The 12,556-nt window shown below is 71.7% G+C and carries 10 protein-coding genes; 3 read left to right on the forward strand and 7 right to left on the reverse strand.

From position 1 onward, the window contains the following. Positions 1-73: 73 nt before the first annotated feature. From FNH08_RS30070 to FNH08_RS30085, 4 genes are all read right to left on the reverse strand, one after another. Complete coding sequence (locus tag FNH08_RS30070; RefSeq protein WP_152774681.1) at positions 74-946, reverse strand: 1,4-dihydroxy-6-naphthoate synthase; 873 nt, start codon at positions 944-946, stop codon at positions 74-76. After that, positions 930-1,724, reverse strand: coding sequence for a futalosine hydrolase (locus FNH08_RS30075; protein WP_322725749.1), 795 nt, complete (start codon positions 1,722-1,724; stop codon positions 930-932). Before FNH08_RS30075 ends, FNH08_RS30070 begins: the two co-directional genes overlap by 17 nt. Continuing rightward, entirely contained in the window at positions 1,694-2,167 is a 474-nt protein-coding gene (locus tag FNH08_RS30080; RefSeq protein ID WP_152774682.1) for a DUF2771 domain-containing protein, read from the reverse strand. The genes FNH08_RS30075 and FNH08_RS30080 overlap by 31 nt, the downstream gene beginning before the upstream one ends. A 91-nt stretch (positions 2,168-2,258) precedes the next feature. Then, on the reverse strand, positions 2,259-3,605 hold the full coding sequence (locus tag FNH08_RS30085; RefSeq protein ID WP_322725753.1) for an MFS transporter: 1,347 nt from the start codon (positions 3,603-3,605) through the stop codon (positions 2,259-2,261). Positions 3,606-4,130: 525 nt separating this feature from the next. On the opposite strand from FNH08_RS30085, the gene FNH08_RS30090 reads away from it, so the two are divergent. The 3 genes from FNH08_RS30090 to FNH08_RS30100 all read left to right on the forward strand — a co-directional run bounded on the left by FNH08_RS30090 (position 4,131) and on the right by FNH08_RS30100 (position 8,772). Then, positions 4,131-5,060, forward strand: coding sequence for a DUF3027 domain-containing protein (locus FNH08_RS30090; protein ID WP_322725750.1), 930 nt, complete (start codon positions 4,131-4,133; stop codon positions 5,058-5,060). Between the two features lie 53 nt (positions 5,061-5,113). Further along, positions 5,114-5,542 (forward strand): hypothetical protein, encoded by a 429-nt coding sequence (locus FNH08_RS30095; protein ID WP_152774684.1) that lies wholly within the window; start codon positions 5,114-5,116, stop codon positions 5,540-5,542. Between the two features lie 98 nt (positions 5,543-5,640). Continuing rightward, positions 5,641-8,772, forward strand: a complete 3,132-nt coding sequence (locus FNH08_RS30100; RefSeq protein WP_322725751.1) for a sacsin N-terminal ATP-binding-like domain-containing protein — start codon at positions 5,641-5,643, stop codon at positions 8,770-8,772. 190 nt (positions 8,773-8,962) lie between these two features. Here the strand turns inward: FNH08_RS30100 and FNH08_RS30105 are convergent, their stop codons facing one another. The 3 genes from FNH08_RS30105 to FNH08_RS30115 form a co-directional block, all read right to left on the reverse strand. Continuing rightward, positions 8,963-9,361: a nuclear transport factor 2 family protein gene (locus tag FNH08_RS30105; RefSeq protein WP_152774685.1), complete on the reverse strand. Its 399-nt coding sequence runs from the start codon at positions 9,359-9,361 to the stop codon at positions 8,963-8,965. 58 nt (positions 9,362-9,419) lie between these two features. Further along, entirely contained in the window at positions 9,420-11,834 is a 2,415-nt protein-coding gene (locus tag FNH08_RS30110) for an HAD-IC family P-type ATPase (protein WP_152774686.1), read from the reverse strand. A 192-nt stretch (positions 11,835-12,026) separates the two neighbouring features. Then, positions 12,027-12,320: a GntR family transcriptional regulator gene (locus tag FNH08_RS30115; RefSeq protein WP_152774687.1), complete on the reverse strand. Its 294-nt coding sequence runs from the start codon at positions 12,318-12,320 to the stop codon at positions 12,027-12,029. Positions 12,321-12,556: the final 236 nt, after the last annotated feature.

Raw genomic sequence — 12,556 nt, forward strand, 5'->3', positions numbered from 1 at the left:
GCCGAAGGGCTGTTGTCGCCCTTCGGCCGGAACGCGCTTCCGTGGGGCGTGCGTCGGCGTGAGTCGACGCGCCTCAGGGAAAGTCCAGCGCTCCCGGTGCGAGGGCCGGTACCAGACCTTCCGCCGCCGCGCGGGTCAGCAGTCCCCGGACCGCCGCGTAACCGTCCTCGCCGAGGGCGGCCGTGAACTCGTTGACGTACAGGCCGATGTGCTGGTCGGCGACCGCCGGGTCCATCTCCTGGGCGTGTTCCAGGACGTACGGGCGGGAGGCCTCCGGGTCGTCCCAGGCGGCCCGTACGGACGCGCGGAGGGACTCGGCGAGCAGCCGCAGCGTCTCGGTGCCCAGCGCGCGCCTGGCGATGATCGCGCCCAGGGGGATCGGCAGCCCGGTCGTGTGCTCCCAGTGCTCGCCCATGTCGGCGAGCTTGTGCAGCCCGTAGTTCTGGTACGTGAAGCGCGCCTCGTGGATCACGAGTCCCGCGTCGACCTTCCCGTCCCGCACGGCCGGCATGATCTCGTGGAACGGCATGACCACGACCTCCCCGACCCCACCGGGCAGGGTGTCCGCGGCCCACAGGCGGAAGAGCAGGTACGCCGTCGACCTCTCGCTCGGCACCGCGACCCTGCGGCCCGCGAGCTCGACGCCCGGCTCCCTGGTGAGGACCAGCGGCCCGCAGCCGCGGCCCAGCGCGCCCCCGCAGGGCAGCAGCGCCCACTCGTCGAGGACGTACGGCAGTACCGCGTACGACACCTTCAGCACGTCGAACTCGCCGCGCTCGGCCATGCCGTTGGTGATGTCGATGTCCGCGAACGTCACGTCGAGCGCGGGCGCTCCCGGCACGCGGCCGTGGGCGACGGCGTCGAAGACGAAGGTGTCGTTCGGGCAGGGGGAGTACGCGATCTTCAGCGGACCGGGAGGCGTGTGCGGTTCATTCTGCGCGGTCATGTGAGGTCCAACTCTCCAGTACGGGCACGAGCTTCCCGAAACCCTCGGTGAGCGCGGCCAGAGCGTCTCCGATGCGCCAGGCGGCCCGGTCGCGGGGGCCGACGGGGTTGGAGACGGCCCGCAGCTCCAGCACGGGCGTGCCGTGTGCGGCGGCGGCCTCGGCGACCCCGAAGCCCTCCATGGCCTCGGCGAGCGCGCGGGGGTGGCGGGCGCGCAGTTCGGCCGCGCGTTCGGCGCTGCCGGTCACGGTCGACACGGTCAGTATGGTTCCGACGAGTGCCCCGGTGGCGGCCGCGACATCCCGTACGAGTGATTCCGGCGGACGGTGGTGGACGGTGCCGAAGCCCAGTTCGGTGACGGGGAGGAAGCCGTCGGGCGTCTCGGCGCCCAGATCGGCGGCCGTGACGGCGTCGGCCACGACGAGGGAGCCGAGGGGTGCGTCCGGCGCGAACCCGCCCGCGATGCCGGCGGAGACGACGAGGCCGTACGGCGTGCCGCGCAGCGTCGCCGCGGTGAGCGCGGTGGCGGTGGAGGCGGCGGCCCGGGCGGGACCGACGCCGGCGGCGAGGAGGTCGTACTGGTACTGGTCGCCGACGCGGTGAAGCGTCACACCGGGAAGCGGCACCTCGTGCGGCGCCTCATGCGGCACCTCTTGGGCCCGCGTCCCGAACGCCCCGGCCACCGCGTCCCTCTCCGCGGGGACCGCGGTGGCCACGAGCACGCGTGGCCCGGCGGCAGCGGCAGCGATCAGGCGTCCTTCTTGAGCTTGAAGGACCACAGCCCGGTGACGTTGGTCTCGCCCTCCTGGATGGAGACGACCGTGGAGTTGCCCTGGGCGCCGTACTGGGCGTTGAAGAACACGCTGCCCGGGATCGTGCGGTACGTCTTCGTGCTGGGGTCGGTCAGCGGCTGACCGTTCATGAGGATCGTCCAGCCCTTGTCCGCGATCTCCGGGTCGACGCCGAAGCGGACCGTCTCGTCCGGGTCGACGTCGATGGACTTGATGTCCTTGGCCTTCAGGCACTTCGCGAGCTCTTCGGTGGAGACGGTCTTGCCGTCGTTGTAGCAGTCGGTCTCGGAGCTCACCGAGTTCTTGCCGACCGTGATGGTGGCCAGCGGGGACGGCTTGTCGCAGGCCGCCAGGACGAGAAGGCCGGCGGACACGGCGCCGACGGTGGCGACGGCGCGACGTCGGCGCGCTTCGGAACGCAGGGAGGTCATGGCCGAAGGCTATCGGGCATGTCGAGCGGCCCCTCCACGAGGGGTACGCGGCGTGCCGTACGCCAGGGAGTCTCCCGTCTTCGGACCGTCCTCAGGTCACCCGCGCGTTGGGCGTGCTCCCGTGCCGGGCGGAGGAGAGCAGTCCCCGGGCGGTCGTGGCCCATCCGGTGGCCACGATCGCGGCGGCCACCGAGAGGCCGAGGACCCCGTTGAGGGGCAGGGCGATACCGACGGCGCCGCCCAGGACCCAGGCCATCTGCAGCAGCGTCTCCGAGCGTGCGAACGCGGACGTACGGACGAGCTCCGGGACGTCCCGCTGGATCAGCGCGTCCAGCGACAGCTTGGCGAGGGCCTGCGCGAAGCCGGCGACGGCGGCGAGAAGGGCCACGACGAAGGCCCCGAAGAAGACGGCCGCCGTGATCGCGACGCCCAGCACGACGGCGACGACGGTCACGATGATGATCTCGGGCGCGCGCGACTTCAGCCACGCCCCCACGGCCGTACCCAGCGCGTTGCCCGTGCCCGCCGCGGCGATCACGATGCCGAGCGACACCGCGGCACTCTGCCCGGCCATCGGGTGCTCCCGCAGCAGGAACGCCAGGAAGAAGATCAGGAACCCGGAGAGACAGCGCAGCGAGGCGTTGGCGCCGAGACCGTGGGTGACGGCGATACCGACGGTCCGCAGGCCCGGCCGCTTCAGTGTCCGTTCGCGGTGCGGCCCGTGCAGGTGCTCGGCGTCCGCCGCGAGCAGCGCCGTGTCCTCGCCCTTGGCCGAGTCGACCTTGGGCGGCAGCGAGAAGGACAGGAACGTACCGGCGACGAAGATCACGAAGGCGCCGTAGAGGGGCCACCGGGGCCCGAGGGCCTGCAGCCCCGCCCCGATCGGCGCGGCCACACCCGTGGCGAGCAGCCCGCCGAGCGTGACGCGGGAGTTGGCCTTGACGAGGGAGAAGCGGGGAGGGAGGAGGCGCGGTACGACGGCACTTCTGACCACCCCATAGGCCTTGGAGGCGACGAGAACCCCCAGGGCAGCCGGATACAGCTCGATACTCCCGGTCACGACGGCACCGGACAGAAGCAGGGCGAGCAGGGCGCGGGCGAGCATGGCCCCGGCCATGGCGGCGCGGCGGCCGTGGGGGAGCCGGTCGAGCAGGGGCCCGATCACCGGGGCGAGCAGCGCGAACGGTGCCATGGTGATGGCGAGGTAGAGGGCGACGCGGCCGCGGGCCTCGTCGGTGGGCACGGAGAAGAACACGGTGGACGCGAGTGCCACGGTGACCATCACGTCTCCCGCGCCGTTCACCGCGTGCAGCTCGATCAGCTTGCCCAGCCCGGACTCCCCGGCGCCGTGCGCGTGCGTGGCCTTCCTGATCCCTCTCGCCGTCCCGGTCACGGGGAACCGCAGGGCATGCCCGACAGAACGGACGGCTCCGGTCACCCGGCCCGATCCGCCACTCCGCCTGCTCCCCTTCTCCACCTTGACCCCACCGATCGGTGCCACTCCGTCATAGTGCCCCGAGTCGGGGCCGGGTAGTGCGGTTACGGCACGGATGCCTTCCGGCGGGTCGCGGCGGGGCGCAGCCCCTTAGGGGCGCGGGGAACTGCGCGACAAGCCACAGACAACCCGCACCAGGATCTGCGACATGATGGGGCTGATGCGGATCGGGGGTTTGGGGCGCAGCCCCATACACTGACCCGGGGGCCTGGGGCGCAACCCCATACACTGACCCGGGGGTCTGGGGCGCAGCCCCAGGAAAGGCCCCCACTCAGGGCGCCCCACACAGTGACGGCGCCCTACAGGACCGTCGGTGCCACGCAGTGCCCCCGCATGGCGCAGAATGGATGACGTAAGTGCGCCCGAGCGCGGACGCACGGACGTTGACGCGGCCCTCCGGTCCGCTCCGTCCGCGCCCCCGCCAAGGGATGGCGCGCTATGAGACGGCGTAGGAGAGAAGCGATACCTGTGAGCGCAGCGACAACGCGAAGCCGTACCCCCGACCGTCTGTGCGCGGAGGCCGTCGACCTCGCCCGGGCCGCCGCCGAGGAGGCCGCCGCGCCAGGTGTCGTCGGCGAGCACACGGGGCTCACCTCCGAAGGAGACCGCGTTGTCACGCACTTCTTCGAGTGCAAGGAGCTCGGCTATCGCGGCTGGCGCTGGGCGGTGACGGTCGCGCGAGCGTCTCGTGCGAAGATCGTGACGCTCGACGAGGTCGTCCTGCTGCCCGGCCCGGACGCCCTCCTCGCCCCGGAGTGGGTGCCGTGGAGCGAGCGACTGCGCCCCGGTGACATGGGCCCGGGGGACCTGCTGCCCACCGACGCCGAGGATCTGCGTCTGGAGCCCGGTTTCTCCGGCGAGGACGAGCCCGCGCCGAACGCCGCCGTGTCCCACGACATGGCCGAGCTGGTGGAGGCGGAGGACGCGGAGGTGACGGCCGGGGTGCCGGCGAACCTGCCGTTCGCGCCCACCCGCGGCTCGATCTCGGCGGTCGCCGAGGAACTCGGCATGCGCCGGGCCCGGGTCCTCTCGCGCTACGGGCTGCACAGTGCGGCCGACCGCTGGGAGGAGACGTACGGTCCCAAGTCGGCCATGGCACAGGCGGCACCCGCGTCCTGTGTGAGCTGCGGCTTCCTCACCGCCATCGGGGGGTCGCTCGGGCAGGCGTTCGGTGTCTGCGCGAACGAGTTCTCCCCGGCGGACGGGCGGGTCGTGTCGTTGTCGTACGGGTGTGGAGGGCACTCGGAGGCCGCGGTCATGCCGAAGCCGCCGCGGCCGGCTCCACCGGTGATCGACGAGACGAAGGTGGACCACTTCCCGCTGCGTCCGTCGCCGGACTCGGGGTCGGTGTCGGTGACGGCGGCGGACGAGTCGTCGGCGGAGCTGGGGCACTCGTAGTCACCTGTTCCGGGCCGATGCCCGCATGGAGCCCTACAGAGAGTCGTAGCACTGTGTTCGCATCGTTATGGGCCTCGGTAGCCGACGATGCGCTCTCGGCCGTCGCGGTCTGCTGCCTTCTGCTTGCCGTCGTCGTCATCGTCTACGGGTTCATCGCCCGGGAACGCCTGGCGAACACCGAGCGATCCCCGAGCCGCACGGATCCCGAGGGGGCCGAACGCGGTCTGTCCCGGACCGCGCTCCTGGGTGGCGTCGCGGTTCTGCTCGGCCACATCGCCGGATCAGCAGCCCAAAACCGGTGGGCGTTCCCGTGGGACCTCGCACTCCAGATCCTGATCTACGTCACGGCGCTTCACTTCTACGAGTTCGTGGCGCGGCGGCACGAACCGACGCCCAGGACTCGCAGGATCTCCGTCGCGGTTCTCCTGCTCGTGGCGTTCGCGGGCAGCGCGTCCGCCGCTTACACGGGCGGAATGCTGTAGCGAGGGCCCCGGCAGCCGGCATTCCCCGCGTCGGCCCGGCGCACGGTACCTTCGTCCGGCGGCCCAGCGGAGCGCAGCCGCGAGAGGAAGGGTGAACCGTGAGCAAGTTCGTGCGGCCGGCGGCCGAGGGTGCGGACCCGTTCGGGACGGCACGGCTGCGGCGCGGGGTGCTGGACGCCTGGGCCACCAGCCCGGCCCGCTTCCGCGAGGACGCCAACGCCGAGGAGGACCTCGTACTCGGCGGCTACCGGGACCGGCTCGTCGTCGAGCTCGCCCAGAACGCCGCCGACGCCGCCGCACGCGCCAAGGTGCCCGGCCGGCTGCGCCTCACCCTCCGCGACGGCGTCCTCGTCGCCGCCAACACCGGCGCACCCCTCGACGCGACCGGCGTGGAGTCCCTGTCCACCCTGCGCGCCTCCGCCAAGCGGGACACACAGGAGGTCAGCGTCGGACGGTTCGGTGTCGGTTTCGCCGCCGTGCTGGCCGTCACCGACGAGCCCGCCGTCGTCGGACGGCACGGAGGCGTCCGCTGGTCCCTCGCCGAGGCACGCGAACTCGCCGCCGACGTCGCCCGCCACAGCCCCGGGCTGGGCGACGAGATCCGGCGGCGCGACGGTCATGTACCCCTGCTGCGGCTGCCGTTCGCGGCCGAGGGCAGCGCCCCGGAGTCGTACGACACCGTCGTGATCCTGCCGCTGCGGGACGCCGCCGCCGAGGATCTCGCCGAGCGGCTCCTGAACGGTGTGGACGACGCCCTGCTGCTCGCCCTGCCGGGGCTCGACGAGGTGGTCGTCGAGGTCGGGGACACGGCCCGTACGCTCCGGCGCCGTCCCCGTGAGCACGGTGTGACCGTCGAGGACTCCCGCGAGGGCACCACCTACTGGCGTACGGTCTCGCAAGCCGGGCCCCTCGACCCGGCGCTCCTCGCCGACCGGCCCGTCGAGGAGCGGCTGCGCCCCCACTGGTCCGTGACCTGGGCCGTACCCGTCGACGCGGACGGCTCCCCGGTCCGCCCCCGCACCGCACCCGTCGTGCACGCGCCCACCCCGAGCGACGAGCCGCTCGGCGTGCCCGCGCTGCTCATCGCCTCACTGCCGCTGGACACCACGCGCCGCCATGCCGCGCCCGGCCCGCTCACCGGCTTCCTCGTGGAGCGCGCGGCCGACGCGTACGCCGAACTCCTCGCCGAATGGCGGCCGGTGACCCCCGGCATCATCGACCTCGTGCCCGGCCCGCTGGGCAAGGGCGAGCTCGACGGGTCGCTGCGGCAGGCGATCCTCGACCGGCTGCCGAGGACTGCCTTCCTGCCTCCGGCCATCGACCCGAGCACGATCGAGCCGAGCCAGAGCGACGAGCTTCCCGAGGCTCTCCGTCCCCGCGACGCCGAGGTCGTCGAGGGCGCCGGAGCCGACACGGTCCGGGTCCTCGCCGAGGTGCTTCCCAGCCTCCTCCCTGCCGGGCTCGAACGCCGCGTCGAGCTCCGCACCCTGGGCATCGCCCGGCTGCCGCTCGCCGAGGTCGTCGACCGTCTCGCCGGGCTGGAGAAGGCGCCGGGCTGGTGGCGGCGGCTCTACGACAGCCTCGCCGGGGTCGACCCCGACCGGCTGTCCGGACTGCCCGTGCCGCTCGCCGACGGCCGTACGACGATCGGGCCCCGGCAGGTCCTGCTGCCCACGCCGGACGAGGCCCGTGTCGAGCCGGAGGCCCTGGCCCGGCTCGGCCTCAAGGTCGCCCACCCGGAGGCCGCCCATCCGCTCCTGGAGAAGCTGGGCGCGCTGCCCGCGACGCCCCGCGCGGTGCTCACCACGCCGCAGGTGCGCGCCGCCGTGGCGGCCTCCCTCGACGAGGACGCCGGGGCCTGGGAGGAGGACGCCCCCGACGCCGAGGAGCTCGCGGACATCGTCCTCGGGCTCGTCCGCGACGCGGGCCTGGAGCCGGGTGACGAACCCTGGCTCGGTGCCCTCGCCCTGCCCGACGAGGACGGCGAACTGTCGCCCGCCGGCGAACTCGTCCTCCCCGGCAGCTCGTTCGCCCAGGTCATGGGCGAGGACGAACTCGCCTCGGTGGACGCCGAGTTGGCCGACCGTTGGGGCGAGCAGCCGCTGGCCGCCTGCGGTGTGCTGGCGAACTTCCTGCTCGTCCGCGCCACGGACGTCGTCCTCGACCCCGACGAACTGGAGCCGAGGGAGGGCGACTTCGCCGAGCCCGACGACGCGGGGCTGCTGGACGCCGTCGACGTGTGGTGCGAGGACGTTCTCGACCGGCTCCCGGACACGCCCGTGCCGCCCGTCGCGACGGAGATCGTCGCCGTACGGGATCTCGACCTCGTGGACGACGACCGCTGGCCGCAGGCCCTCGCCCTCCTCTCCCGGCCGCCGCTGCGCGACGCGCTCACCCAGCCCGTGCGCGTCCTGCTGCCGGACGGGACGCACGAGATCGTCCGCTCCTACACGGCGTGGTGGCTGCGCGGGAACCCGGTGCTGGACGGACGCCGCCCGGCGGGACTGCGGGCCGCCGGCGGCGACCCCCTCCTCCACGGCCTGTACGACGAGGCCGACGCCACCGGCTTCGACGACGAGCAGGTGCTGCGGGCGCTCGGCGTCCGGACGTCCGTGGCCGCCCTGCTGGAGGAGCCCGGCGGCGCCGCCGAGCTCCTCGACCGCCTCGCCGACCCGGAGCGGCCCGTCACGTCCGCGCAACTACATGCGTTGTACGGCGCGCTGGCCGATCTCGACCCCGAGCAGGTGACCCTGCCGGACGAGGTGCGGGCCGTGCTGGACGGGGAGGTCGTCGTCGTGGACGCGGCCGACGCGGTGGTCGTCGACTCGCCCGACCTGCTGCCCTTCACGGGCGGCGTGCCGCTGCTGCCCGTACGGCCGTCCAGGGCCGCCGACCTCGCCGAGCTGTTCCAGGTGCGGCGGCTGAGCGAGTCCGTGACGGGCGAGGTGCACTCCGAGGGCACCGAGCACGACGTACCGGAGTCCGTGCGCGTGCTGCTGGGCCCCGCCACGCCGTCCTCGTACGTCGAGCACGAGGAGCTTGTGGTCGACGGCGTCGAGCTGGACTGGCGGCGTACGCGGGACGGTGTGCTGCACGCGTCCACCCTGGAGGGCGTCGCGGCGGGACTGGCCTGGGCGGCGGGGCAGTGGCCGCGCCGGTTCGAGGTCGCCGCGCTGCTGGAGGACCCGTCGAGGACGGAGGAACTGGCGCGGGACCGCTGGTTCGACTGATGCGGCTGGACCGCACGGCAGGCGCATCCTGCCGTGCGGTCGGGTCGCCCCGTCGTCGCTTGGCACTGGAGCGGCTTCCGTTCGAACCACCGGGTCGCCGGTGGGTCGAGCAGATCATCACTGTGAGAGATCACTGTGAGAGAACGACTCCCCGTGGTGGGGCCGTCGGTGGGGCCGTCGGTCCGCGGCGTCACATCACCGCTTCCGTTTCCAGCGGCCCGGCGGTGACGCGTAGTGTCCGGACGCGAACCGGCTCTTCCTGGTCGAGGTAGAAGATGTGCATGAACGGGGCGCGTACCACATGGTCCGGTTCGGTCTTCTTGGCCATGGTCGCCTCGCCGCGCAGCAGGCGGACGCCGTCGCCCGCGGTCCAGAACTCCAACACCTCATGCGTGATGTTCAGCGGCGCGTCGATCTTGACGAAGAACTCCTTGATGGCCTCGACGCCGTGGATGTGCGCGGTGCCGAAGAACATGTCGGTGTCCTCGGTCAGCGGCGCGAAGCCCTCACCGAACTCCAGGGTGTCGATGGCGTCCATGAACTTCAGGATCCAGCCGGGCACGGCCGTCGCGTGTGCTGTTTCTGCCATGGGGATCAGCTTTCCGGTGATCCCTGCGATACACGTCGACGTACTGCGGTAAGGGTGACTAGGCAGGAAGAAGGCGGTCCACCCGCCTCCACAGGAACTCCAGGACGACCGCCGCCACCGCCGCGATGCCCACGGCCAGCCAGGGCATCGCGGCGCCCACCAGCTTCAGCGCGAAGAAGTGCTGCAACGAGGGCACCATCAGCACCAGCAGGAACCCGGCGCCCATCGACAACACCAGGGCCAGGCGCCACCACGTGTACGGGCGGGCGATGATCGCCAGCACCCACATGGAGATCAGGAACAGGGTGAGGGTGGCCGCGCTCGTCTCCGCGTCCAGTGAACCGGGCCCCGTGTAGTAGTGGCGCGCGATCAGGTACGTCACGAAGGTCGCCACCGCCGCCAGCACGCCGCCCGGGATCGCGTACCGCATCACACGCCGGACGAAGTCCGGTTTCGCCCGCTCCTTGTTGGGGGCGAGGGCGAGGAAGAAGGCCGGGACGCCGATCGTCAGCGTGGACAGCAGCGTCAGGTGCCGGGGCAGGAACGGGTACTCGACCTGCCAGCACACCACCAGGACCGCCAGCAGTACCGAGTACACGGTCTTCACCAGGAACAGTGTCGCCACGCGCGTGATGTTGCCGATGACCCGCCGCCCCTCCGCCACGACCGACGGCAGCGTGGCGAAGCTGTTGTTGAGCAGCACGATCTGGGCGACGGCCCGGGTCGCCTCCGACCCGGACCCCATGCTCACCCCGATGTCGGCGTCCTTGAGGGCCAGCACGTCGTTCACGCCGTCGCCGGTCATGGCCACGGTGTGCCCCTTCGACTGCATGGCGCCCACCATGTCCCGCTTCTGCTGCGGGGTGACCCGTCCGAACACGGTGCCGGCGTCGAGGGCGTCCGCCATCCCGTGCCGCTCGGTGGGCAGCCGCCGGGCATCGACGACCTCTCCGCTGAGCCCCAGCTTCCCGGCCACGGCCCCCACGGAGACCGCGTTGTCACCGGAGATGACCTTGGCCTGCACGTTCTGCTCGTCGAAGTACCGCAGGGTGTCGGCGGCGTCGGGGCGCAGCCGCTGCTCCAGGACGACGAGCGCGATGGGCCGGGCGCCGTGCGTGACGTCCTCGGCGTCCAGCTCCCGCTCCGCCCGCACGAGCAGCAGCACCCGCAGCCCTTCCTCGTTCAGCCGCTCGGTCTCGGCGAGCGCGGGGTGGCCGTCGTCCAGCAGTACGTCGGGGGCGCCCAGCAGCCACGTACTCGACGCGCCGTCGTCGCCGTCGCCCTCGCCCTCGCGGAAGGAGGCGCCGCTGTACTTGCGGGCGGAGGAAAAGGGCATGGCCCCGGTGCAACGCCAGCCGTCGCCGTTCGGGTAGGCGTCGATGATCGCCCGCAGCGAGGCATTGGGACGGGTGTCGGCCTCCCCGAGCGCGCCCAGCACCTTCCGTACGTACGACTCGTCGGCGCCGTCCAGCGGCCGCAGCTCGGTGACGTCCATGCCGCCCTCGGTCAGCGTGCCCGTCTTGTCGAGGCAGACCGTGTCGACGCGGGCGAGCCCCTCGATGGCGGGCAGTTCCTGGACGAGACACTGCTGGCGCCCCAGCCGGATCACCCCGATGGCGAAGGCGACGGAGGTGAGCAGCACCAGCCCCTCCGGAACCATGGGCACGATTCCGCCCACGGTCCGGGCGATGGAGTCCTTGAAGTCGTTGTCCTTCACGACCAGCTGGCTGATGATGAGCCCGATCGCGGTGGGGACCATCATCCAGGTCACGTACTTCAGAATCGTCGAGATCCCGGACCGCAGCTCGGACTGCACGAGCGTGAAGCGGGACGCCTCCTCGGCGAGCTGCGCCGCGTACGCCTCGCGCCCCACCTTGGTCGCCGTGAAGGCCCCGCCGCCCGCGACGACGAAGCTGCCGGACATGACCGGATCCCCCGGCTGCTTGACGACGGGATCGGCCTCCCCGGTGAGCAGCGACTCGTCGACCTCGAGACTGTCGGTCTCGACGCACGCGCCATCGACGACGATCTTGTCCCCGGGCCCGATCTCGATCAGATCCCCGAGCACGATCTCGGACGTACTGACCTCGGCGGCCACCCCGTCCCGCCGTACTTTTGGCCGGACCTCCCCGATGAGGGCCAGCGAGTCCAGGGTCTTCTTGGCCCGCCACTCCTGCACGATCCCGATGCCCGTGTTGGCCAGGATGACGTACCCGAACAGGCTGTCCTGGATCGGCGCGACGAACAGCATGATCAGCCAGAGCACACCGATGATCGCGTTGAACCGGGTGAAGACGTTCGCCCGGACGATGTCCACGGTGGAGCGGCTGCTCCGCACCGGGATGTCGTTCACCTCACCGCGAGCCACCCGCTCAGCCACCTCAGCGGCAGTCAGCCCGACGGCCCGCCCGGCGGGCGGCAGCGGAACGGGATGCACAGGATCGAGTTCGGCACCCGCGTCGATGTGCGTCATGCGTCCGACGTTACGTGCGGATTTGGGGCTTCACCCGCTGAGTGGGCGGAATATCCGACCTGGGGAGGACGGGGGGTGGTGCGGTGGTTGTACGGGAGTGCCGGGCGGCTACGGGGGCGGTACTACGGCGGTGGGGCGACGGCTTTCTTCGGCTGTACGTGGAGTGGGGGCTGCTGGTAGAGCACGGCCCCTTCAGGTGTTCGGTTCGCCCTCTTCGTGCTGGTCGCTGGATTGCTGTTCGGCCTGTACGAAGGTGCCCTTGATGGGGACCGTGATGACGAGGCCTTGATCGCGGAGTTCGCGGACAGCCCGGCGGACCGTATTGACGGCTACGCCGTATTGCTCGGCGAGGTCCCGCTCAGCGGGAAGCCGCGCACCGACAGGTAGGCGTCCCGTGCGGATCTCTTCGGCGATGTGGTGCACGACCTGGAGATACACGTAGACGTGGCTCGTTAGGTCAGGTTTCCACTCACGATCGTTAGCCATGGCCGCACGCTAAGGCGGCTTGTAGCAACGCACCACATACGGGAACGTCCGTATGCAACCTGATGCTTCCAGTTGCTACCTATCGCTACCTAAGGCAAAGTGGTCATCAGAGACCCCGGCGAGGTGTGGAAGACCTCCCGGGGCATGGCCAACGCTGAATAGGAGCGTCGACGTGCACGACCTTATCCCCCGCGCCCTCAACTGGCTGCGCCTCCTCCTGTCCCCCGGTACCGGAA

This window comes from Streptomyces spongiae (assembly GCF_009377185.1).
GTDB lineage: Bacteria > Actinomycetota > Actinomycetes > Streptomycetales > Streptomycetaceae > Streptomyces > Streptomyces spongiae.